Annotated in this window: 21 protein-coding genes and 1 pseudogene; 19 read left to right on the forward strand and 3 right to left on the reverse strand. The window is 56.6% G+C overall.

The window, feature by feature from the left end; genetic code table 11:
- The first annotated feature begins 1,462 nt into the window (after positions 1–1,462).
- The 13 genes and pseudogenes from purB to ATW55_RS10810 all read left to right on the forward strand — a co-directional run bounded on the left by purB (position 1,463) and on the right by ATW55_RS10810 (position 14,246).
- Entirely contained in the window at positions 1,463–2,758 is a 1,296-nt protein-coding gene (gene purB / locus ATW55_RS10750; protein WP_067717160.1) for an adenylosuccinate lyase, read from the forward strand.
- A 141-nt stretch (positions 2,759–2,899) separates the two neighbouring features.
- Positions 2,900–3,619, forward strand: coding sequence for a phosphoribosylaminoimidazolesuccinocarboxamide synthase (gene purC, locus ATW55_RS10755; protein WP_067717163.1), 720 nt, complete (start codon positions 2,900–2,902; stop codon positions 3,617–3,619).
- 5 nt (positions 3,620–3,624) lie between these two features.
- Positions 3,625–3,873: a phosphoribosylformylglycinamidine synthase subunit PurS gene (gene purS / locus ATW55_RS10760; RefSeq protein WP_201024970.1), complete on the forward strand. Its 249-nt coding sequence runs from the start codon at positions 3,625–3,627 to the stop codon at positions 3,871–3,873.
- Positions 3,870–4,550 carry a phosphoribosylformylglycinamidine synthase subunit PurQ gene (gene purQ, locus ATW55_RS10765; RefSeq protein WP_067717169.1) on the forward strand — a complete coding sequence of 227 codons (681 nt, stop codon included), beginning with the start codon at positions 3,870–3,872 and terminating at the stop codon, positions 4,548–4,550. Before purS ends, purQ begins: the two co-directional genes overlap by 4 nt.
- Positions 4,534–6,786 carry a phosphoribosylformylglycinamidine synthase subunit PurL gene (gene purL / locus ATW55_RS10770; RefSeq protein ID WP_067717173.1) on the forward strand — a complete coding sequence of 751 codons (2,253 nt, stop codon included), beginning with the start codon at positions 4,534–4,536 and terminating at the stop codon, positions 6,784–6,786. The genes purQ and purL overlap by 17 nt, the downstream gene beginning before the upstream one ends.
- Positions 6,771–8,195 (forward strand): amidophosphoribosyltransferase, encoded by a 1,425-nt coding sequence (gene purF / locus ATW55_RS10775; RefSeq protein WP_067717366.1) that lies wholly within the window; start codon positions 6,771–6,773, stop codon positions 8,193–8,195. The genes purL and purF overlap by 16 nt, the downstream gene beginning before the upstream one ends.
- Positions 8,196–8,218: 23 nt before the next feature.
- Positions 8,219–9,258 (forward strand): annotated as a pseudogene (gene purM, locus ATW55_RS10780) (phosphoribosylformylglycinamidine cyclo-ligase).
- On the forward strand, positions 9,255–9,857 hold the full coding sequence (purN, locus tag ATW55_RS10785) for a phosphoribosylglycinamide formyltransferase (protein WP_067717175.1): 603 nt from the start codon (positions 9,255–9,257) through the stop codon (positions 9,855–9,857). Before purM ends, purN begins: the two are co-directional and overlap by 4 nt.
- Positions 9,858–9,877: 20 nt before the next feature.
- Positions 9,878–11,410 carry a bifunctional phosphoribosylaminoimidazolecarboxamide formyltransferase/IMP cyclohydrolase gene (gene purH, locus ATW55_RS10790; protein WP_067717179.1) on the forward strand — a complete coding sequence of 511 codons (1,533 nt, stop codon included), beginning with the start codon at positions 9,878–9,880 and terminating at the stop codon, positions 11,408–11,410.
- Between the two features lie 72 nt (positions 11,411–11,482).
- Positions 11,483–12,784 carry a phosphoribosylamine--glycine ligase gene (gene purD / locus ATW55_RS10795; RefSeq protein WP_067717184.1) on the forward strand — a complete coding sequence of 434 codons (1,302 nt, stop codon included), beginning with the start codon at positions 11,483–11,485 and terminating at the stop codon, positions 12,782–12,784.
- A gap of 78 nt (positions 12,785–12,862) precedes the next feature.
- Complete coding sequence (locus ATW55_RS10800; RefSeq protein ID WP_067717188.1) at positions 12,863–13,426, forward strand: NAD(P)H-dependent oxidoreductase; 564 nt, start codon at positions 12,863–12,865, stop codon at positions 13,424–13,426.
- Positions 13,427–13,533: 107 nt separating this feature from the next.
- Positions 13,534–13,725, forward strand: coding sequence for a hypothetical protein (locus ATW55_RS10805; RefSeq protein WP_067717193.1), 192 nt, complete (start codon positions 13,534–13,536; stop codon positions 13,723–13,725).
- Positions 13,726–13,913: 188 nt separating this feature from the next.
- The gene (locus tag ATW55_RS10810) at positions 13,914–14,246 is read left to right on the forward strand and encodes a hypothetical protein (protein WP_067717196.1); all 333 of its coding nucleotides are present in this window, start codon (positions 13,914–13,916) and stop codon (positions 14,244–14,246) included.
- Here the strand turns inward: ATW55_RS10810 and ATW55_RS16145 are convergent.
- Positions 14,230–14,448, reverse strand: coding sequence for a hypothetical protein (locus tag ATW55_RS16145; protein ID WP_067717199.1), 219 nt, complete (start codon positions 14,446–14,448; stop codon positions 14,230–14,232). The genes ATW55_RS10810 and ATW55_RS16145 overlap by 17 nt on opposite strands.
- Before the next feature lie 119 nt (positions 14,449–14,567).
- Here ATW55_RS16145 and argC point away from each other — a divergent pair, with 119 nt between their 5' ends.
- Genes argC through argH form a run of 6 tightly spaced genes read left to right on the forward strand, consistent with a single transcriptional unit; the run spans position 14,568 to position 21,269 of the window.
- A complete protein-coding gene (gene argC, locus ATW55_RS10820) occupies positions 14,568–15,614 on the forward strand; it encodes an N-acetyl-gamma-glutamyl-phosphate reductase (RefSeq protein ID WP_067717203.1) in 1,047 nt (348 codons plus the stop codon).
- 16 nt (positions 15,615–15,630) lie between these two features.
- Positions 15,631–16,410, forward strand: coding sequence for an acetylglutamate kinase (gene argB, locus ATW55_RS10825; protein ID WP_067717206.1), 780 nt, complete (start codon positions 15,631–15,633; stop codon positions 16,408–16,410).
- Between the two features lie 21 nt (positions 16,411–16,431).
- Positions 16,432–17,661 carry an acetylornithine transaminase gene (locus ATW55_RS10830; RefSeq protein ID WP_153005128.1) on the forward strand — a complete coding sequence of 410 codons (1,230 nt, stop codon included), beginning with the start codon at positions 16,432–16,434 and terminating at the stop codon, positions 17,659–17,661.
- Positions 17,662–17,663: 2 nt separating this feature from the next.
- On the forward strand, positions 17,664–18,629 hold the full coding sequence (argF, locus tag ATW55_RS10835) for an ornithine carbamoyltransferase (protein ID WP_067717371.1): 966 nt from the start codon (positions 17,664–17,666) through the stop codon (positions 18,627–18,629).
- A gap of 40 nt (positions 18,630–18,669) precedes the next feature.
- Positions 18,670–19,875, forward strand: a complete 1,206-nt coding sequence (locus tag ATW55_RS10840; protein ID WP_067717373.1) for an argininosuccinate synthase — start codon at positions 18,670–18,672, stop codon at positions 19,873–19,875.
- Positions 19,872–21,269 carry an argininosuccinate lyase gene (argH, locus tag ATW55_RS10845; RefSeq protein ID WP_067717209.1) on the forward strand — a complete coding sequence of 466 codons (1,398 nt, stop codon included), beginning with the start codon at positions 19,872–19,874 and terminating at the stop codon, positions 21,267–21,269. The genes ATW55_RS10840 and argH overlap by 4 nt, the downstream gene beginning before the upstream one ends.
- 41 nt (positions 21,270–21,310) lie before the next feature.
- On the opposite strand, the gene hemG is transcribed toward argH, so the two are convergent.
- Complete coding sequence (gene hemG, locus ATW55_RS10850) at positions 21,311–22,741, reverse strand: protoporphyrinogen oxidase (protein WP_067717212.1); 1,431 nt, start codon at positions 22,739–22,741, stop codon at positions 21,311–21,313.
- Positions 22,738–23,820: a radical SAM protein gene (locus tag ATW55_RS10855; RefSeq protein ID WP_235587095.1), complete on the reverse strand. Its 1,083-nt coding sequence runs from the start codon at positions 23,818–23,820 to the stop codon at positions 22,738–22,740. The genes hemG and ATW55_RS10855 overlap by 4 nt, the downstream gene beginning before the upstream one ends.
- Between the last annotated feature and the right edge of the window lie 8 nt (positions 23,821–23,828).

Raw genomic sequence — 23,828 nt, forward strand, 5'->3', positions numbered from 1 at the left:
ATACGAAAAATATAATTTCTACTGGAAACCGGCAGGAATCGGCAGTACGCAACGCGAAAAGCCTCCAAAGGGTCCATCCTAAGGAGGCGATGCCACTGTGACGAAACAGTGGGTACGGGAGTTCATCCAGTACTCTTCTAGAATATACGGATTGTCTCAAATGATCAAGCATGCGCGAGATGGACGAAGACAGCCTCAGATTCCTTCGTCTGTGATTTTTACTGTTTTGTTGGCTGGGTTCGCACTGCGAACGCCAAGCATGGAGGACTTAGAGCGGCAGCTTCGCAAGGGGCGGGATGGATCGTGCTCCCGTCCACCAAGTGATAGTGACGACAGCTGTGATGCCGAAAGGCGTTGAGCACCGGCAGATGCATCTCTATGGGCAAGTCCGTACCAATGTGACGACAGCTGTGATGCCGAAATGCGTTGAGCACGGGCAATACATCGTCCCACAAGCGTACTAAGGGGGTGACGACAGCTGTGATGCTGAAAGGCGTTGAGCATTACGCAGATGAGCAAGGAAATCTGTATTTTAAGACGGAGGAAGAACTTCGATTCGGGGGGCAACAACAAGATCTTTATACCACTTTCAACTTCTAATCTCGGTTCTTTCAAAATGAACTAGGCTATCCGAAACGGGCATACGGGTAGCGTGACTGATTTTTGGATTAATGTCAGGCGAATAAAAACAGCGCATTTAGTACCTTGACGAGCGATTTTATGTCAATCGCCTGCTGATACACGTAACAGACGTGATTACCAAGGTACTCGTTTCGGATGCGACGTACTACGCACGTCCTTGTATTCTTCATACACCATGTATCGTCGATGAGTAGAAAGACAATCTGCTTCCCATCTCAGGATGCTTCTTTTGTTTACAGCAAATGAGTTGCTGGAGAAGCCGTTGTCGTTGGCGATTCATGGGCCAATGATTCCAGGGCGACTCGGAAAAAAACCTGGTCATATTATTCAAATCCCACTGTGTCTTGACTGACGTCGCATGTGGGTGACGGTCTTCTTTCCATCCCATAGGATGATGAGCGAGATGTCGCACATCAACATCGTTGCATCCCACAAGGGATGCGTGGATTATGAGAACCCGATGATTTTGTGAAGCAAAAACGGTGCGCTTACAAGTGAGCGTCGGTCAATATCTTTGTGACAAACCCAGGCCGAGCAAGGCTATTGGGTTATTTGTCGTGTTGCCTCTTCGCGGGTGCATAAACACACGCTGGAATGGCAGTGTCGTGTGATGAGAGATGGCAACTTCATCGATCATGCCAAACTTTCATGCCAAAGTTTGTTTTCATAATCCGAACGATCGTGTAACAAATTTGTGGTAATGTTCGTGTTTGGGTTGACCCGTCAACGCCTGCTTGCTAGACTACAAGAGCAAGTGAATCGTGTGTTTATCGGGCAACATTAATCATAAAAGCAACGTAAAGAGTGAGGGATAAAAAAGATGATCGAACGCTATACGCTCCCTGAAATGGGCGAGATTTGGACGCTTGAGAGTCGCTATCAGGCGTGGCTTGACGTGGAGATCGCGGCGTGTGAGGCGTGGGCGAAACTCGGCGTGATCCCTGAGGAGGATGCGCGGCTGATCCGCGAACGAGCGCGCGTGGATGTGGAGCGGGCCCTTGAAATCGAAGAAATGACACGCCACGACGTCGTGGCGTTTACGCGGCAAGTGTCAGAAACGCTCGGTCCTGAGCGCAAGTGGGTGCACTACGGGCTTACCAGCACGGACGTTGTCGACACGGCGCTTGGCGTGCAGTTGAAGCGCGCGAACCGCCTTTTGCGCGACAAGCTGCAAGGGTTTATCGGAACGCTGCGCGAGCAGGCTGTCCGCTACAAAGATACGGTGATGATGGGGCGCACGCACGGTGTGCACGCAGAGCCGACCACGTTTGGACTGAAACTCGCGCTCTACTACGCCGAGATGGTGCGCAACCTTGAGCGCTTTGACCACGCGTCAGAAGGGGTGCGCTACGGTAAACTGTCGGGTGCCGTTGGAACCTATGCGAACATTGACCCGCGCGTCGAGGAGACGGTCTGTGACATCCTAGGCCTAAAACCCGCCCCCATTTCGACGCAAACCTTGCAGCGCGACCGCCACGCAGAGTACATGGCGACGCTTGCCTTGATCGGATCGAGCCTTGAGAAGATCGCAACGGAGATCCGCGGCCTGCAAAAAACAGAGATTCGCGAAGTCGAAGAGCCGTTTTACTCTGGGCAAAAAGGTTCATCGGCGATGCCTCACAAGCGCAATCCAGTGACCTGCGAACAGATCTCAGGACTCGCGCGGGTTTTGCGCGGCAATATGACGGCCGCATACGAAAGTGTCACGCTGTGGCATGAAAGAGACATCTCACACTCCTCTGTCGAGCGAATCATTCTGCCTGACTCGACGATTTTGCTGCACTACATGCTTACAAAGATGGATCGGATCATCGCGAATCTGACGGTGTTCCCCGAGAACATGAAGCGCAACATGGGCCGCACCTTTGGGCTCATCTTCTCACAGCGCGTGTTGCTTGCGCTCATTGAAAAAGGCGTGACGCGCGAAGAGGCGTACGACGTGGTGCAGGCGATGGCCATGCGGGCGTGGGAAGAACAGCGTTCGTTTCGCGGCCTGCTTGAAGAGACAGACCTCGTCACAAAGCATCTCTTGGCAGAGGAACTCGACGCGTGCTTTGACGAGCGTCACCACCTGATTCATGTTGACACGATCTTTGCGCGGCTCGGACTTCTTTAGAAAATGTCGGCTTCTTAGAAATGGAAGATAGACTGCGCGTGAGGCGGCAGACGCCACCCACGCAGTCTTTCGTCTCGCAATGCGTCATGAAGAAACGATCAGCCGACGGAGCATTCCGTCGCGCACCTAGGAGGAAGTCGCGTGGAAAAAGGCCACATGATCTATGAAGGCAAAGCAAAACGCGTATATGAAGTGATCCATTCGCCTGAAACGGTCATCGTTGAATACAAGGATGACGCCACCGCGTTTAATGGCGCGAAACACGCGTCTCTTGAAGGAAAAGGTGTTTTGAATCTCGCGATCAGCACGATCATCTTTGAGTGGCTCAAGCAGGCTGGGATCGCTTCGCACTATATCCGCACACTGTCCGATCGCGAGATGCTTGTGCGCCGGGTCGAGATTGTGCCGCTTGAGGTTGTCGTTCGCAACCGCGTGGCGGGAAGTCTCGCAAAGCGCCTTGGCATCGCGGAGGGCGTCACGCTCACAGAGCCGTTTGTCGAGTGGTACTACAAAAACGACGACCTCGGCGATCCGCTTGTCACAGAGGCACACATTCGCGTGCTCGGCGTTGCGACGCCGGAGATTCTCGCATCACTTGAGACGCAGGCCCAAAAGATCAATCAGGTGTTGCGCACAAACCTTCACAAGGCAGGGATTGAGTTGGTTGATGCGAAGTTTGAATTTGGTTTGACGCAAGATGGAACACTCATCTTGGCAGATGAAATATCTCCCGACACGTGCCGCTTCTGGGACACGTCTACAGAAGAAAAGCTCGACAAAGACCGCTTTCGCCGCGATTTGGGCGGCGTGATGGAAGCGTACCAGGAAATTCTGCGCAGAATTAAGGGGGTCCAAGCGTGAATTTTATTGCAAGCATTCGCGTGACGCTCAAAGAGAGCGTGCTTGATCCACAAGGCAGCGCCGTCGTTCACGCGCTGCACAGTTTATCGTTTTCTTCTGTGAGTGATGTGCGTATCGGAAAATATATGGAAGTGGCGTTTCAAGCGCAAGACGAACAGGCGGCGCGCACACAGGTTTCGCGCATGTGCGAGCAGCTTCTTACAAACCCTGTGATTGAAACCTATTCGTTTACACTCGCGGAGGTGCGCGAATGAACTGCGCCGTTCTTCAATTTCCGGGAAGCAACTGCGATCAGGATGCGGTCAAAGCGGTGGCGAGCACGCTCTCTTTAAAGGCGGATCTGGTGTGGCATGAGACGGTGGATCTGAGCGCGTACGACCTGATCATCGTGCCGGGGGGCTTTTCGTACGGCGACTACCTTCGCGCAGGAGCCATCGCCCGGTTTTCAAAAGCGATGCACGCGACCGTGGCAGCGGCAGAGCGTGGCGCGTACGTCCTTGGCATCTGCAACGGGTTTCAGATTTTGACGGAGGCGGGGCTGCTTCCGGGGGCGCTGCGCCGCAATGACCATCGCCAGTTTCGCTGTGACATGGTGGAATTAGAAGTGGTCAATGGCGCGACGAATTTTACGCGCGCGTATGAAAAATCGCGCGTGACGATTCCGATCGCACACGGTGAAGGCAATTATTATGTCGATGATGAGATGCTAAAACGTTTAGAAGAAAACCAACAGATCGTGTTTCGCTATGCGAGTGAACAGAGCCCGAACGGGTCTGTCGCAAATATCGCCGGTGTCATCAATGAGCGCGGCAATGTGCTCGGGATGATGCCACACCCTGAGCGCGCAGTGAGCGAACGTCTCGGATCGACAGACGGGATTTCGCTGTTTCGCTCCATCCTGACGAGTTGGAGGGATGGCCATGCGTCGTGAACCAACGGAGCAAGAGATTCGCGATCAGCGGATGTATGTGAAATTTGGGCTGACAGACGATGAGTACGCGCGCATCTGCACGCGCCTGGGGCGTCTTCCAAACTATACAGAGACGGGCGTCTTTAGCGTCATGTGGTCAGAGCACTGCAGTTACAAAAGCTCGCGCAAGCACCTGCGCCGTTTCCCGACTAAAGGGTCGCACGTCTTGCAAGGCCCAGGCGAAAACGCGGGGATTATCGACATCGGGGACAATCTCGCGGTTTCCTTTAAAATGGAGAGCCACAACCACCCGACGGCGGTCGAACCGTACCAGGGCGCGGCAACCGGTGTCGGCGGGATCATTCGCGACGTGTTTACGATGGGTGCGCGGCCGATTGCGCTGCTCAACAGTTTGCGCTTTGGCACACTCGATCAGGCGCGCACGCGCTACTTGTTCTCGCACGCGGTTGAAGGGATCGCATTTTACGGCAACTGCATCGGCATCCCGACGGTGGGCGGTGAGGTGGTGTTTGACGCGCGCTATGCAGAAAACCCGCTCGTCAACGCCATGTGCATTGGGCTCATGACGCACGATCAAATCGCGACAGGCCACGCCAGCGGTGTCGGTAACCCGGTGCTTGTCGTCGGCGCAAAGACAGGGCGCGACGGCATTCACGGCGCGACGTTTGCGTCGGCGCAAGACCCGAACGAAAAAGAGCGGTCTGCCGTTCAGGTGGGCGATCCGTTTATGGAAAAACTTCTTCTTGAAGCGTGCCTCGAGCTGATCGCGACAGGGCGCGTCGTCGGGATTCAGGATATGGGTGCGGCGGGACTCACATCATCATCCGCAGAAATGGCGAGCCGCGCAGGCAGCGGTCTGACGCTTGATGTGTCGCGCGTGCCGTGCCGCGAAACGGGCATGAGCCCGTATGAGATCATGCTGTCTGAGTCGCAGGAGCGAATGCTCGTCGTCATGAAAGAGGGCGAATCGGCAATCGCCGAGGAGATCTTCGCGAAGTGGGGCCTTGAGGCGACGGTGATTGGGCGCGTGACGGACGACGGATATCTTCGCATCACGGAAGGAGAGCGTGTCGCGGCGGAACTGCCAATCAAGGCGCTGGTGGACGAGGCGCCCGTGCTTGATCGGCCCGCAGTGCGCCCGGCATATCTTGATCAGCTACGTGTTGCGCCTGTGCGGCTTTCGGCGCAGGGCGATATGACCGAGACGCTGCTGGCGCTCGTCGCGGAACCGACGATTGCGAGCAAGGAGTGGGTGTATCGCCAGTACGACACGATGGTGCGCACGGAAACGCTCGTTCGTCCCGGTGCCGACGCGGCGGTCATCGGCATCCCCGATTCGCAAAAGGCGATCGCGACTTCGGCGGATGGCAATGGCAAATATGTCTATCTCAATCCGCGCCAAGGCGGTGCCATGGCGGTGGCTGAAGCGGCGCGAAACATCGTGTGCACAGGTGCTCGTCCACTTGCGGTGACGGATTGTCTCAATTACGGAAACCCAGAGAAGCCGGAGATTTTTTATCAATTCCGCGAGTCAATCGACGGCATGAGCGAGGCGTGCGAGCGTCTCGGAACGCCTGTGATCAGCGGCAATGTCTCGTTTTACAACGAAACCGGGGGCCAAGACATCTACCCAACGCCGATCATCGGGATGGTCGGTCTACTCGAACAGGCGGAGCGGCTTGTCACGAGTGCGTTCAAGCGCGGCGAAGGCGCCGTGTATCTGCTTGCGCCAAAAGGGCAGTCGATTCGCGACGGTCTCGGCGGCTCGGCATACCTTGCCATGAAGCGACCGGACGAGGCGCTTTCGTATCAGCTTCCCGCGTTTGACCTGGATGCAGAAAAAACGGTGCAAGACGCGTGCCTGACGCTTGCCGAGGCGGGTGTGCTCGCAGCGGCGCATGACGTCTCGGATGGCGGTCTCGCAGTAGCGCTCGCCGAGTCGTGCGTGCAGGGCGATGTCGGTATCGCTGTGGCGGTTTCGGTCGCCGCAGATGACGAGCAGGAGGCGCTGCTGTTTGGGGAGTCGCCAAGCCGCATCCTCGTGCAGGTTTGCGCAGGACAAGAAAAACGCCTGAAAGAGCTTGTGTCGTCGTTTTCTGTTTCCCTTCTTCCGCTTGGCGACGTCACAGAGACGGATCGCTTTCACATCACGCTGAACGAGAAGACAGCGATCGACGCGGAGGTTTCGGCGCTGCGCGACGCATGGCGGGGGGCGATTGCATCGTGGATGAACTGATGATGGACCGCATGCACGAAGAGTGTGGCGTCTTTGGCATTTGGGGGCATCCGGAAGCGGCTCAACTGACGTATTACGGACTATACGCACTGCAGCACCGCGGTCAGGAGAGCGCGGGGATCGCAAGCATTGACGAGATGACGATGCACAGCCATCGCGGCATGGGGCTTGTCACAGAGGTGTTTGGCGGCGATCGCCTGAAGGGTCTGCGCGGTCACGCGGCAGTCGGTCACGTCCGCTACTCGACGACCGGGGACAGTCGGTTGGCAAACGCCCAACCGCTCGTCTTTTCCTACCATCAAGGGAATATGGCGCTCGCACACAACGGGAATCTTGTAAACGCCATGACGATTCGCGACAGGCTTGAGCGCCAGGGCAGCATCTTTCAGTCGACAAGCGATACGGAAGTGGTTGCACATCTGATTGCGCGCGGCGGCTATCCGACGGTGATTGAGAATGTGCGCGACAGCATGGCGATGATCAAGGGCGGGTACGCATTTGTCATCCTGGTCGACGACGCGCTGATCGCCATGCGCGATCCGCAGGGGTTGCGCCCGATGGCCCTTGGACGCCTTGGAGACGCCTATGTGGTGGCGTCGGAGACGTGCGCGTTTGACACGGTGGGCGCGACATTTTTACGCGATGTGGAGCCAGGCGAGATGATAGTGATCACGTCTGAGGGGCTTCACACGGAGCGATTTGCCGACGCCTCGCGAAAAGCGCTGTGCACGTTTGAGTATATTTATTTTGCGCGCCCGGACAGCGACATCGACGGGTACAACGTCCACATGGTGCGCAAGCACCTGGGGAAAATTCTCGCACGCGAGGCGCCGGTTGAGGCGGATGTCGTAATCGGCGTGCCGGACAGCTCCATTTCGGCGGCGATCGGCTTTGCGGAAGAGTCACACACACCGTATGAGATTGGGCTTATTAAAAACAAGTACAGCGGGCGCACATTTATCCAGCCTTCGCAGGAGTTGCGCAATCTTGGCGTGCGCCTGAAGCTGAGCGCCGTGCGCAAGATCGTGGATCAAAAGCGCGTGGTGATGGTGGATGACTCGCTGGTGCGCGGAACGACGAGCGCGCGGCTTGTCACGCTGCTGCGGGAGGCGGGAGCCACAGAGGTTCACGTGCGCATCTCGTCGCCTCCGGTCAAGCACTCGTGTTTTTACGGGATCGATACGTCGGCGCGTGAGGAACTGATCGCGTCGCAAAAATCAGTCGATGAGATTCGCGACTTTATCGGGGCAGACAGTCTGGCGTTTTTGACGGAAGACGCGATGCTCTCGGCGTTTGGCGTCGAACGCGGAAAGCCGCACGGGTTTTGTAATGCCTGTTTCACGGGACTCTATCCGACGGAAGTGTACCAGACGAACAAGCGCGCTTTGGAAAGGCAGGTTAAAGTGTGACCGAACAAAAGAGAGACGCGTTTGTGCCGCGCGATCTGTACCGCGAGGCGGGCGTGGACATCGATGCGGGAAATGAGTTGGTAAGACGCATCAAACAGCACACGGAGCGCACGCGCAGGCCTGAGGTGTTGTCGGGAATCGGCGGCTTTGGCGCGGGCTTTCTTCTCAAGGCAAGCGCATATCAGGAGCCTGTGCTTGTTTCGGGAACGGATGGTGTGGGGACCAAACTGAAACTGGCGTTTGAGACAGGGCGCCATGACACGATCGGAATCGACGCGGTGGCCATGTGCGTCAACGACATTTTGGCAATGGGTGCAGAACCGCTGTTTTTTCTCGACTACTTTGCGACGGGCAAGCTTTTACCCGACGTGGCGGAACAAGTGGTGGCGGGGATTGCGACGGGCTGTGAGCAGGCGGGCGCGTCACTTATTGGCGGCGAGACGGCGGAGATGCCGGGAATGTATGGCGCGGGCGAGTACGATCTGGCCGGCTTCACCGTGGGTGTCGTCGAGCGATCGCGGGTCGTTGACGGGCGGCGTATTCGACCGGGAGACGTCTTGATCGGACTTGCGTCATCTGGCTTCACTCCAATGGCTATTCGCTCGCGCGGATGCTTGTGCGCGACGCAGGGGTGTCACTTCAGAGCACGCCACAACCGCTCACAGTGCCACTCGCCGACGCGCTGCTTGAGCCGACGCGCATCTACGTCTCGGCGATAAAGAAACTTGCACAGCGCGTAGACATCCTCGGCATGGCGCACATCACGGGGGGCGGACTTCTTGAGAATGTGCCGCGCACGATCCCGGAGCCGTTTGGCTGCGTGATCGACGTTTCTACGTTTCCTGTTCCGCCTGTGATTGAGTACCTGCTGAGTTTGCGCGAGATCGATGTGCCGACGCGCTATCGGACGTGGAACATGGGGATTGGTTTTGTGGTCATCGTGACAAACGCTGAGCTTGACGATGCGCTCGAGACGCTTGCAGCGTGCGGTGAGACGGCGTATGTGATCGGCAGTGTGGAGGCAGGGTTCTCAGGTGTGCGGCTTGAGGGGCTGAGCGAATGAGCGATTCGGCGCGCGCGCGTGTCAACATCGCGGTGTTTGCGTCAGGAGAGGGAACCAACTTTGCGCGGCTTGTGGAAGCGGCGCAGTGCGGCGCCCTTGGGTCAGTCGACGTGGCACTGCTTGTCAGCGACAAACCGGGGTGCGGCGCTGTGACCATCGCTAAAGAACGGGGTATTCCAGTCTATGCGCAAACGCACAAAGAGGCAGGCGGGCGCGACGCGTTTGAGCAGATGGCGCACCGGGTGATGAGCGAGCGCTCAATCGCGTTTGCCGTGCTCGCGGGTTACATGCGCATTGTGGGGCAGACACTCTTGGCGTCTGTCCCGATGATCAACATCCATCCCTCCTACCTGCCTGCCCACAAGGGACTCGACGCGATTGGGCAGGCGCTTTGTGACGGCTCACCGTACACAGGCGTCACGGTGCACCGTGTCGACGCGTCGCTTGATGGCGGGGAGATTCTGCAGCAGGTGCGCATCCCGATTTTTGCAGGGGATGACCGCGCGACGCTGCAGGCGCGAATCCAGCAGGTGGAGCATTGGCTACTGCCAGCCGTCGTGCGCGATCTTGTGTTATTATCAGAGTTTTGCGGTCGATAAAAGATAAAGGAGCATTCACGATGAGTCGGGCACTGATTAGCGTTTCAGATAAAGAAGGAATCATTCCGTTGGCGCAGGCGCTCGTCGCGCAGGGTGTGGAAGTCGTCTCGACGGGCGGGACGTATCGCGCGTTGGCGGCGGCAGGCGTGCCTGTCACGGAAGTGGCGGAAGTGACAAAGTTTCCGGAGATGATGGATGGACGCGTCAAGACGCTGCATCCGTTGATCCACGGGGGTCTTCTCGCGCTGCGTGATGACCCGGGCCACATGGAGGCTGCACGCGCACACCAGATCGGACTGATTGACTATGTGATCGTAAACCTTTATCCGTTTGCAAAAACAATTGAGAATCCGAATGTTCATTTGGCAGAAGCGGTGGAGCAGATCGACATCGGCGGGCCGAGCATGCTTCGCGCGGCGGCAAAAAACTATCGCTTTGTCGTCACAGTCGTCGACCCGGCGGACTACGGCTTTTTGATCGAACGCCTTGCGTCCGGGACCGAGGTTACGGAAGAGGAGCGCTTTGCGCTTTGCGCAAAGGTGTTTCGTCACACGGCGGCATACGACGCGCGCATCGCGCAGTATCTGACCGAGAAGGCAGGCGTCGCGAACCCGGAATCGGTTACGTTTTCATATGAATTGCAGCAGCCGCTGCGCTATGGTGAGAATCCGCACCAACAGGCTGCGTTTTATCGCGCACCGGGTGTGCCGGCAGGATCGCTTGCAAGCGCGGTGCAACGGCAAGGAAAGGAACTCTCCTTTAACAATATCCAGGATGCAGGGGCTGCGCTCGATCTCTTGGCGGAGTTTGACGAGCCGACGGTGGTGGCTGTCAAGCATATGAACCCCTGCGGTGTCGGGACAGGCGCCACGACGGCTGAAGCGTTTGCGCGTGCCTATGAGGCGGACCCTGTGTCCATTTTTGGCGGGATTGTCGCCTGCAACCGGGAAGTGGATGAGGCGACGGCGAGCCAACTCGTGGAGCTGTTCTTGGAGATTGTGATTGCTCCATCCTATACTGCTGAAGCGTTGCAACTTCTCGCGAAGAAAAAGAACGTGCGCGTTCTTGAACTGGATATGGCGGAGCGCAAGAACGAAGGGATTGATCTGCGCGCTGTATACGGTGGACTCTTGGTTCAGGATCGCGACTCGCGCAAACTGACGGATGCAGATCTGCGCGTCGTGACGACGCGTCAACCGAGTGAAAAAGAGTGGGCAGACCTGCTTTTTGCCTGGAAGATTGTGAAGCACGTAAAGAGCAACGCAATTGTTCTTGTCAAGGACGCACAGACAATCGGCGTCGGCGCGGGACAGATGAACCGCGTGGGGGCGGCTCGCATCGCGATTGAACAGGCAGGTGATCGCGCGCGCGGCGCCGTGCTCGCATCAGACGCCTTTTTCCCGATGCCAGATACGGTGGAGGCAGCGGCTGAAGCTTCGGTTAGCGCGATCATTCAGCCGGGTGGCTCGATCAAAGATCAAGCGAGCATTGATCTCGCGAATGAGCGCGGTATCGCCATGGTGTTCACGGGAATTCGCCATTTTCGCCACTGAGGGCAGCAACATGGCTCGAATCGGGGCTTTCCCGGTTCGGGCTTTTTTCGATGAATAAGGGGGTCACCGAGAATGAAGGTATTGGTTATCGGGAGTGGCGGGCGCGAACATGCGATCGTTCGCAAAATTGCGCGTGATCGTAGTGTGCCAAAGAAGAGCCTGCAGGGAGAGACGGTCAATGCAGCGCTTACGCTGTATGCAGCGCCTGGCAACCCTGGGATTGCCGAGTATGCGACGTGTGTACCGCTTGCCGTCGATGATGTGGATGGCATCACGGCGTGGGTCGTTCAAAACGCGATCGATTTTACGATCGTCGGACCTGAGGTTCCGCTTGCGCTTGGACTGGCTGATCGCCTGCGTGCGCTCGGGCGCCGGGTGTTTGGGCCGGGTCAGGCAGGTGCGCAACTTGAGAGCAGCAAGGCGTACGCAAAAGGGATCATGGAGCGAGCAGGCATCCCTACGCCGCGCTACCACGTGGTCACATCCTATGAAGAGGGGATGGCGGTGCTTGCGCGAGAAGGCGCGCCGATCGTTGTGAAGGCGGATGGTCTCGCAGCGGGCAAAGGCGTCACCGTGGCGCAGACAGAAGAAGAGGCAGAGCGAGCGCTTCACGCTGCGTTTCTTGAGCGCGCGTTTGGTGATGCGGGGGGCACGGTTGTGCTTGAGCAGTTTTTGGTCGGCGTTGAGGTGTCAGCGCTTGCCTTTGTGGATGAAAGCGGGTTTCGCGCGATGCCGCTGATTCAGGATCACAAGGCGGTGAATGACGGAGATCGCGGACCGAACACAGGCGGCATGGGAACGGTCTCGCCAGTTGCCATCGCAAGTGACGCGTTGTCGGCGACGATTGAAAAAGAGATTTTTGCAAAGATCCATAAACAGCTTGCGGCAGAAGGCATCTCGTATCAGGGGGTGCTGTTTGCAGGTTTGATGGTGGTCGCTCAGACGCCTTATGTGATTGAGTTCAACGCACGATTTGGCGACCCGGAGACACAGGTGGCGCTGGAGCTCCTTCAGGATGACCTGCTGACGGTGATGGAGGCTGTCACAGAAAACAGAGTGGCAGAGCATCCGCTGGGCTTTGCAAGCGATGCGGTGGTGTGCGTGGTCGCGACGGCGCAAGGGTATCCTGGAGCGTATCGCAAGGGAGACTTGATTGAGGGACTTGCCGACATGGAGGCGGCAGGCGCGTATGTGCTTCACGCCGGAACGGCGCTTGCCGACGATGGCTCTGTGCGGACAAACGGCGGACGTGTCCTCAATGTCGTCGGGCGTGGACTGACGCTTTTGGACGCCCGCGCGATTGCCTATGGCGGCATGGAGCGCGTCTCGTTTTCAGGCAAGCACGTGCGCACGGATCTGGGTTTGCGTCGATGATGGAATCGAAAGGGACGGGCATACTATGGGGGAATCCGTACAAAAGGTGATGGTGTGCGGTCTGAAGGGAGGCACGCGATGCAGACAGTGGTTGTTCACGCGAGCGCGTCTGGGCATACAGAGACGCTGGCAAATGCCATCGCGCAAGGCGCGCACGCGGCAGGGTCGCATGTAACTGTACTCCCGGCAGAGCAGTGTGGGCCGGATCATCTGGTAGCGGCGGACGCGATGTTTTGGGGAACTTCCAGCTATTTTGGCGGGCCGAATCTGAAGATGGTTCACCTGTTCGAGCGGCTTGGCGGAATCTGGATGGCGGGTGGTCTACAGGGCAAAGTGGGTGGGGTGTTTGCCACGACATCCACGATGCACGGAGGTCTAGAGACGGTGCTGCACACCTTGATCGACGCGATGATGCACCACGGCATGATCGTCGTCCCTAACACGGGGGCGTTTACGCCGGAGCGTATCCGTTTTGGGTGTCCATATGGCGCGGCGGCAGTGGTTGAGACAGCGGTGGATCTGGATATGGCGGTAGGTCAACCGACACCCGGAGAGATGCAGATCGCCTATGAGTACGGCCAGCGGGTCGTCGCGATTGCCACGCAGATGCGCAGTGCGCAGCCGCCATACACGGCACGCTGAGGATTTGCGCTACAGCTCAGGAAGTGGGGCATGGCTGAGGTGTAGTGTGATGAGCTTTTTGGCGTACAGTGGATTTTGTAGCCGATGAGCCATAAGGAGGCGATGGGTTGGATCACAAGACAGATCGCAAGGCGGATGAACCATCCACCATGCATTTATCCATTCTCGCATCAAAGTCGCAGGCGCAAGGGATCCCGGAGGGCGAACTTGCAGTGAAAGAGAAAGAAGCGTTTCGCGATAAGGGGAGTCGCGAGGTGTTGAAAACGCGCGGCGCACAAGAGATCGTGCGCCACGTCTAACCTTTTTGACACAGCGAGAGGCGTGTGCGCCGCACCGAGGAAATCGGCGGCGTGCACGTTTTTTGTACTCACATTGAGATTCTTCAATCCTGCTTCGACAAGATGAGGTGCGTGTTGGAGGCGTGATGAGAGGGATTTGACCCGGATGCCTAACGGTTGTACGCTATGGAGAGAAAGGGTGGAATCTCTTGGTAACATTACATATTGTGGTGGGTGTCGCGCTTCTTCTCGTCTCGCTCGTCCTGATGATTTGGAATATCGTTCGCATTACGCAAAAGCGCCACGGTCGCAGCTTCAGCCGCCTGTTGTCGACACTCGTCGATATTCAGGTCTTGCTTGGCATCATCGCGTACGTGTTAAAGCCGCTCAGCGGGATCGGCATTCTCCATCCGATCACGATGGTGCTCGTTCTCGTAGTGGTCCACACGATGATCAAGGAAAAACGCCCAGAGCGCACACAGTTGATCGGCTATATCCTCACGTTTGTCTTGATCGTCATCGGCGTCAGTTTTGTGCGTTAACGTAACTGCAACCGTGTGATACGGTGAGCGCAGTTTGTTGATCTGCACACCCCTTATCCCCAACCGATCGTTCGTCTCTCGCAGCGCGCCCGCACAGCAACTCAAGGCGCGCTGCGATGTTTGGCGCGAAATAGTTCCCGCCTTTTCGCATTTCATTTTTCGTTCCCCACGCGGTGGCTCCACGGATCAACCAGCCTTTCATATTACCTTAAATTCCACACGAATATGGACATTCTGTTGCGAATCCTCTATTTCTGTACACGCATATTGAAATTTTATGCACATAGATGTATAATAATCGAAGATAAAGGAGGTGACCACATGCGTATCGCGATCTGTGGGGCAACCGGGTATAGCGGCATCGAAGCGATTCGCTTGTTGGCGCCGAGAACGGATGTAACGATTGTTGGGATTTCTTCGGAAACGCAGGCTGGACTCATGCTTGAAGAGGCAGTTCCGGGATTTCGCGGATTTGCCGTAGGACGTCTGCGTTTGCTTTCGCTGCGTGATGCGGTCACGGAGGCAGAGGTTGTGATTCTCGCGCTGCCGCATGGTGAAGCGATGCGCGTGGCGCCGGAACTTTTGGCGCAGGGGAAATCCGTGATCGACCTGAGTGGCGATCATCGACTGCCGCGTGACGCCTATGAATCCTGGTATAAAGCGGAATCGCTGAGTGACGCGTATGCCGATGCGATTTACGGGCTTACAGAGTGGAACCGCGCAGCCATTGCAAAAGCATCGCTCATCGCGAATCCAGGATGCTATGCAACGTGTGCAGAGCTTGCGCTTTTGCCCCTTTTTGAGCGCGATGTGGCGGAATCCTCGCAGATTCTTATTGATGCAAAATCGGGGGTCTCCGGCGCCGGAAAAAAACCGACGGCGACGACTCACTATGTAGAAGCAGATGAGAATTTTTTTGCGTATAAGCTAGGCCGGCACCAACACACGCCGGAGATTGAGATGACGCTTCGCGAGGCGAGACGAAGGCAGACGGGGTTCGATGAATCTGTGCAAGTGCTTCTCGCGACACACCTTTTGCCGATCAAACGAGGCATTCTTTGCACAGCGTATGTGAAATTGAAGGAAGAAATGTCAGGGGAAGCTCTACGCGATTTGTTTTGCGCGCGCTATGAAGGCGAGCCTTTTGTCGATGTGCTGCCGTACGGCGTATCGCCACAACTCAAGTGGGTAAACGGCACGAATCGCGTCAGCATCGGCGTGTATCTTGATCCGCGAACGCAGACGGCAGTCGTCCTAAGCGCGCTTGACAACCTCATCAAAGGTGCAGCGGGGCAGGCGATTCAAAATTTGAATGTGATGACAGGTGTAAACGAGCAAGAAGGGCTATGGTTTGTGCCAGCGGTCTGACGGAGGATCAAAGTAGATGACGATGCAAAAGACGATGGTCATAAAACACGGAGGCAGTGTTGAAGCGGCAGGCGCACGCCTGCTCAAAGAGGTCGCCACGTGGGCGCAAGCCATGCGTGTCGCGCTGGTTCACGGGGGCGGTCCGGCCATCACGGAGGCGCTAAAGCAAAGCGGTGTGGCGTCGACCTTTTTGCGCGGCAGGCGCGTGACAGATGAGCGGACGCTCACGGTGGCCGAGGCGGTTTTGGCGGGAACGGTCAACAAGCGCATCGTGCGCGCGCTGCAAGCGGCAGGCGCAAACGCGGTTGGTATCTCTGGCGAAGACGGTGGCCTGCTGACAGCGATCCCAAGTGTCGAAGAGGGACTCGGCTTTGTGGGAGATGTGCAGCGCGTCAACACGAAACTACTTGAAACACTTTTGCAGGCGGGATTCCTGCCTGTGCTTGCGCCGCTTGGACTTGAGGAAAACGGACAGTTGAGGAATGTGAACGCGGATGCGGCGGCGGCGGCCGTTGCAGGGGCGCTTCGCGCAGACTGGTTTATTTTTACGACAGATGTGGCGGGTGTCAAAGAAAGTCCGGACGCAGAGAAACCGATCCCTAAACTCACGATCGCAGATGCCTATGCGTTGATTGAAACAGGCGTCGCGACAGGCGGAATGATTCCGAAACTTGAAGCTGCGGTGTCTGCGCTTTGCCAAGGTGCGGCGCGTGTGGCCATCTGCGACGGTCGAACGGAAGGGTTGCTTGCGCGTTTGCTCTCCGGAGAAGCGATTGGAACCGTACTGACGGCATGACTATTGGGAGGAGGACATGAAATGCAAGAGACACAAGCGAAGACACTTCCGGTCCAACAAACACACGCGAAACATGACGATGAAACAGCGGTGATGGGCACGTATGCCCGCCAACCGCTTACGATCGTTCGCGGCGAAGGGGTGCACGTCTATGACGATCACGGTACGCGTTACCTCGATTTTACAAGCGGCATTGCGGTTTGCGGTTTAGGACACTGTCACCCGGCGCTCGTGGCGGCGGCAACACACCAGATCCAGACACTTTGGCACATGTCAAACCTCTATCTCACGGAGCCACAGGCGCACCTTGCCGCAAGACTTGCAGCGGCGGCGGGAATGGACCGCGTATTTTTTAGCAACTCAGGCGCTGAGGCCAATGAGGCGGCGATCAAACTCGCGCGCCGCTATAGCAAGCAAGCGCACGGCGCACACAAAGGCGAGATTTTGACGTTCCAGAACTCGTTTCACGGGCGCACAATCGCCACGGTCACGGCGACGGCGCAGCCGAAGTACCAAGAAGGGTTTGGACCGCTTCCAAACGGGTTTAAATACGTGGATTCTTTCACGATGAAATCGGTGCTTGAGCGTGTGACAGAAAAAACCTGCGCGATCATGATCGAACCAATTCAGGGTGAAGGCGGGGTTCGCCCGGTACCCGTTTCCTTTCTAAACGAGTTGCGCGCGTTTTGCGATGCGCGCGGATTGCTGCTCATCTTTGACGAGGTGCAAACAGGCGTCGGCCGTACAGGTTCGTGGCTGGCTTGGCAACAGGTTGGCGTCAAACCGGACATTGTCACGATGGCAAAGTCTTTGGCTGGCGGATTGCCGATGGGGGCAATGCTTGCGACAGAGCGCGTCGCGGCGGCTTTTGCGCCGGGTACGCACGGCTCAACGTTTGGCGGCAATCCTGTGGCTGCAAGCGCGGCGCTCGCCGTGCTTGACGTAGTGCTTGAAGACGGATTTTTGGATACGGTGACACGGCGCGGCCAGCAACTTTACAGCGCGCTTTGTGCACTGGCCGCGCGGCGCACAGAGATTGTCGATGTGCGCGGCATGGGGCTGATGTGGGGAATTGAGTTTGCGACACCGATTGCGGGGGATCTGGTCGCCGCCTGTCGCAAGCGCGGACTTCTTGTTCTTACGGCCGGGGCGAACACGCTTCGCTTATTGCCGCCTTTGATTGTGTCGGCAGCCGATGTGGAGCGCGCCGTCGCGATGATTGCTGAAGCACTTCAGGAGGTGGAGGCGTGACGATGGCTGTGCTTGAAAACAATCTAAAACAACCGCTCTATGGACGGGATTTTCTCGACTTTAGCGATTATCAGACGAGTGAAATCGAGTTGCTTCTAGGGATTGCCAGTGACGTCAAAAAGGAGCGCGCGGACGGGATTCTCACGCCGTACCTGCAAGGAAAGACGCTCGGCATGATTTTTGAGAAGGCCTCGACGCGCACGCGCGTTTCGTTTGAGGTTGGAATGTATGAACTGGGTGGACACGCGCTATTCCTTTCTAACAGCGCGACACAGATCGGGCGCGGGGAACCGCTTGAAGACACGGCGCAGGTGCTGTCGCGCTATGTTTCAGGACTCATGGTGCGGACGTTTGCGCACGAGACGGTAAAGACCCTTGCGGCGTACGCAACGGTGCCTGTGATCAATGGCCTGACAGATGATCATCACCCGTGCCAGGTGCTCGCAGATCTGCAGACGATTCAGGAATCCAAAGGCGCACTTCGCGGCGTGACACTCGCCTATGTCGGCGACGGGAACAATATGGCAAACTCGCTGCTTCAGGCGGCGGCGCTGGTCGGGATGAATGTGCGCATCGCGAGTCCTGCAGAATTCTTCCCGCAAGAGGAGTCTGTGCAATTCGCAAAAGAACAGGCAAAGCGCTGGCAGTCTGAGGTTGTCGTAACCACAGACCCGCACGCTGCAGTCAAGGACGCGGATGTGGTATATACAGACGTGTGGGCAAGCATGGGCCAAGAGCAAGAGGCAGCGTCTCGGCAGATCGCCTTCGCACCGTATCAAGTCAATCAGGAACTGATGGCAAGCGCGCGACGCGATGCGATTTTCCTGCACTGTTTGCCGGCGCACCGCGGTGAAGAAGTTGCCAAAGAGGTCATTGATGGATCGCAATCGGTTATTTTTGATCAGGCGGAAAATCGCCTACACGCGCAAAAAGCGGTTTTGATTGCGCTGCTCGGCGGAATGTATTGAGCCTTTATGCTCAAACGGGTTGAATGAATTGGGGGAAATGATGATGAATAAGAAAATTGTGCTTGCGTATTCGGGTGGGCTTGATACATCTGTAGCAATCGCGTGGCTGCGCGAGACGTACGGTTATGATGTTGTGGCGATGTCGGTGGATGTCGGGGAAGGCAAGGATTTGGCGTTTGTGAAAGAAAAAGCGTACACGATCGGTGCAGTGGAATCGCACATGATCGATGCACGCGATAAATTTGCGTATGAGTTCATCCTGCCGAGCCTGATGGCAAACGCGCTTTATGAAGGGGTCTACCCGCTTTCAGCCGCGCTCTCGCGGCCGCTGATCTCCGAGCTTTTGGTGCAGGTCGCCAAAGAGGCGGGTGCGGAGGCGGTGGCGCATGGCTGCACGGGCAAAGGAAACGATCAGGTGCGCTTTGACGTGTCTGTCGCCGCGCTCTCACCAGAGCTCTCTGTGATCGCGCCTGTGCGCGAGTGGGGCTGGACACGCGATGACGAGATCGCATTCGCAAAAAAACACAACATCCCCATCCCGATTACGCTTGACAGCCCGTTTAGCATTGACGCGAACCTGTGGGGACGGAGTTGTGAGGCAGGCGTACTCGAAGATCCGTTTGCGGAAGCGCCGGAAGAGGCGTTTGACTGGACGACAAGTCCACTAGAGGCGCCCAATGAGCCAGAAGTCGTAGAGATTGAGTTTGAAGCGGGCGTGCCGGTTGCGTTAAACGGTGTTCGCATGGGCCTCGTCCAGTTGATCGAGTCGCTCAATCAGACGGCGGGACGGCATGGCGTTGGTCGGATCGACCATGTGGAAAATCGACTGGTCGGGATCAAATCGCGGGAAGTGTATGAGGCGCCTGCGGCCATCACCCTGATCAAGGCGCACCAGGCTTTGGAGTACTTGACGCTCACGCGCGAAGTGGCGCAGGCAAAACCGGCGATGGAACAGAAGTTTGCGGAGATTGTGTACAACGGGTTGTGGTTCTCGCCGCTGAAAAAAGCGGTCGACGCATTTATTCGCGAGACACAGCAGACGGTGACTGGAACAGTTCGCATGAAACTGTACAAAGGTTCCGCCACGGCGGTCGCCTCTGCATCACCTTACTCGCTGTATCAGCACAATCTGGCGACATATGCGGCGGGGGATCAGTTTGATCACAAGGCGGCGGTCGGTTTTATCTCGTTGTTCGGTCTTCCAACACGTCTGCAGGCGACTGTGACGAAAGGAACGCAGGCATGAGTGGAGAGCGCGAATCGAGCAATGTGATGTGGGGCGGCCGCTTTCAAAAGCCGCCACACGTTGCGGTGCAGGCGCTAAACGCGTCGATCCATTTTGACAAGCGACTGGCGTTTGTCGATATCGCGGGCAGTATCGCGCACGCGCGGATGCTTTTTCGCCAAGGAATCATCGCGCAGGATGACGCAGAGCGCATCATTGCGGGACTCCAATCGGTGCGCACTGAGATTGAACGCGGCGAAATGGTATTTCGTGAGGACCTGGAAGATGTTCACATGAACATCGAACACCGCTTGACAGAGTTGATCGGCGAGGCGGGTGGACGTCTTCACACGGGGCGTTCGCGAAACGATCAAGTGGCCTTGGACATGCATCTGTACCTGCGCGAGCAGGTTGATGCGATTCATGAGGAGATTCGCGTCTTCGAGCGTGTGCTGATTGATGTCGCGGAGGCGAACCTTGATGTGATTATCCCGGGTTACACGCATTTGCAGCGCGCACAGCCGGTGCTTTTTGCACATCACTTGCTTGCGTATGTGTGGATGTTTGAGCGCGACTGTGAGCGTTTGCGCGACGCGCGCAAGCGCATCGACGCGCTGCCGCTTGGCGCCGGCGCGCTCGCCGGAACGACATTTCCAATTGATCGCGCGGCGGTGGCGGAAGAACTCGGGTTTGACCGCATCTATGAAAACAGCATGGATGCGGTGAGCGATCGCGACTATATTCTGGAGACACTCTCTACGCTCTCTCTTTTTATGGTGCATTTGTCGCGCCTGTCAGAAGAGCTGATTCTGTGGAATTCGACAGAGTTTGGGTTTATTGAACTGGATGACGCCTTTACGACAGGTTCATCGATCATGCCACAAAAGAAAAATCCGGACGTGGCGGAACTCGCGCGCGGCAAGGCGGGGCGTGTGTTCGGTCATTTGACGGGGCTCTTGACGGTGTGCAAAGGGTTGCCGCTTGCCTATAACAAGGACCTTCAGGAAGATAAGGAGGGCGTGTTTGATGCAATTGACACAGTGCATCTGTTGCTTGCGGTATTTCCTGCAATGATCTCGACGATGGGGATCAAACGTGAGCGCATCAAGCGCGCGCTTGACGGGGACTTTAGCGCGGCAACCGATATGGCAGATTATCTCGTGCGCAAAGGGTTGCCGTTTCGCCAGGCGCACGAAGTGGTTGGACGCATCGTGAGTGTCAGCATTCGCGAGGGGCGCGCGTTGACGGACTGGTCGATTGATGCGTTGCGAGGGGAATCCGCACTCTTTGACGACGATGTGCTCGCAAAGCTTACCCCGGAGGCAGTCGTGAATGCGCGCATGTCGCACGGAGGAACGGCGCGGGAGCGAGTGCTTGAACAACTGGCGACAGCGCGCGCGCGCATAGGGCATTAAACGGTGCGCGCTGTCGTTGCAAGTGGGCGGTGTCTGCACGTTTATTCCATCTGCGTGACGTGATGGATAATGTGCTGTGCAGCCCGCTTGCCGTCTTTGATGCAGTCGGGGATTCCCATTCCGCGATAGGCGGACCCCGCAAGCACGATTCCTGGAAAGGCGTTTAGCAATTGCTCAACGCGCGCTACGCGTTTTGCGTGCCCCACGTCGTACTGCGGCATGGAGACGGGCCAGCGTGTAAGCTTGCGAAACGAAGGGGCGAGCTTTACATTCCATATCGCGCAAAGGTCATCCACCACGTTTTGCACGATTTCCTCATCTTTTTTCGTTAAAAGATCCTCCTCCCCATCCCTCCCTACATAGCAGCGTACAAGCACGGTTTTGCGATTGGTGAACGTCGGCCATTTTGCAGATACGATCGTGCATGCAGTGATGGATAGCCTCTCGCTTCGGGGGACCAGAAATCCTGTCATATCGTTTGATCCGGGAAAAGTGTCTGCCGGGAATCCGAGAATGACCGTCGCCGTTGAAGCATAGCGAATGGAGCGAAGCAGGTCGCTTAAGCCCGTGAATGTCTCTACGATCGCGGCTGTCGCGTAAGCAGGTGTCGCAAGGATCACTGCATCCACTTCCATTTGCGCAGATGTGTCACCGGTTTGGCAGACAAAAGTGTAACGGCCATTCGACTCTCTCCGGAGATTCGCAATGACCGTATCCATTTTATATTGCACTACGTCCTGGGACTTTGTGAATAGTTCTTCCACAAGCGCTGACAATCCGCCCTGAAGGCTGATAAACGGGGAAGACGTGTGCGCAGAGGGAATGTGACGTCCTCGTTTTTTGCTTTTTTTTGCTCCAAGTAAGAGGCTGCGGTGGTTTTGCGTCAGTTGCGCAATCGCAGGCGCGGCATCCCCAATGCTCATGCGATCAATATCGGCTGCGTGGATGCCAGCGAGCAGGGGGGCGGCGATTTGATCGACAACCTCGTTGCCAAATCGATTGCGCAATAAACGTCCCAGAGACTGAGTCTGAACAGACGTTTCGGAGGATCTTGGCAAGACCAAATCGCCAAGAGCACGTAATTTTCCGCGTAGACTCAAAAGAGGTGAAAGAGCCATCGACGACCACTTCGCAGGGATTCCCGCGTGCAGATCGCGCGGCATGGGATAGAGTGTGCGGTTTCGCAAGAGAGCTGTTTTTCCTGTTTTCGCATGGATGATTTGATCAGCCATCCCCAAATCCGTCAGGAGATCGACGCCGTCTTTTTTCATCGTGAAAATCGAATCAGGTCCCTGTTCTGTCGTGAAATCACGGTCTTGCATGGTTAGAATTTTGCCGCCCAGTCGAGAGGAAGCCTCATAGAGGGTACACTCGATGGGGATGCCATTATCTTTACTCCATGTTCGCAAATGATAGGCGGCGGTAAGTCCTGTGATGCCGCCGCCGATGATTGCAATGCGCGGCCGTCTCATGTGCGGGACTCTTTCATTCCGTCGCTTTTGCGCAGGATGTGAGGGATGTAGCTGCACCCTGGATCGCTCTCAAGCGGATCACCTGTCGCGGCAAAAGCGCGTGCGCGCGATCCGCCACAAATCTCTCTGAATTCGCAGACGCCGCATTTTCCTTTTCGCAACTCGCGATTGCGCAAAGAGAGCAGCAAAGGACTTTCGCGATACAGTGTCGCAAGCGATGTGCGCGTGACATGTCCGACGGAGAGCGGCAGAAAGCCTGATGGATAGACATGACCTGTATGCGACAGAAAAATAAAACCGTCTCCATCGGTGATGTTTCGTCCTGTCAGTTGCTGTCTGTTTTGACTCAGGATGCGCCGATAAAATGGCGCTTCTGTGGTTTTTACGGCAAACGGACGGAATTTCGATTGTTCTGAAAGCCAGTTTAGGACACGTTCATTCTGCTCTGCGTCAAGCATCATTGAAGCGCGGCCGCGTCCTGTGGGTATCAAGAAAAACAGACTCCATAGATTGATCTGATACTGTTCTGCGATGTCGGCGATTCCCTCGAGTTCTGTTTCATTCCATGCGGTAACCGTCGTGTTGATCTGTACAGACAAATCGGATTCTTGAAGGTTTTGCAGGGCGCTCATCGTCTGTTTAAACGATCCGTGCACAGACCGGAAACGGTCGTGTGTCTGGCTGGTTGCGCCGTCAAGACTGACGGCAAACTGGGAGACGCCGGAAGCCACCGCGCGTTGGATGACACTTCGCGTCAAATTGGGGGTCACACTTGTCGCGAGCGATACACGATGCCCCTTTGCCACCGCATAGTCAATCAGATCAAACAGATCAGGTCTCTCGAGTGGGTCTCCGCCTGTAAATACAATGAGAGGGTGATCCATCTCTGCAATTTGATCGATGACGCGTTTTGCTTGATCTGTGGTGAGTTCGTCAGGATCGCGACGGGTTTGCGCTTTTGCGCGACAATGCACACAGTGCAATTGACAGGCGCGGGTTAACTCCCACATGACGATTTGCGTGTTTTTATTGAAATTTCTGTCGCGCGGTTTTACCATCGCAGATTGAAGCTGTGCCATTTGAAACG

It is taken from the genome of Ferroacidibacillus organovorans (genome assembly GCF_001516615.1).
Taxonomy (GTDB): domain Bacteria; phylum Bacillota; class Bacilli; order Alicyclobacillales; family SLC66; genus Ferroacidibacillus; species Ferroacidibacillus ferrooxidans_B.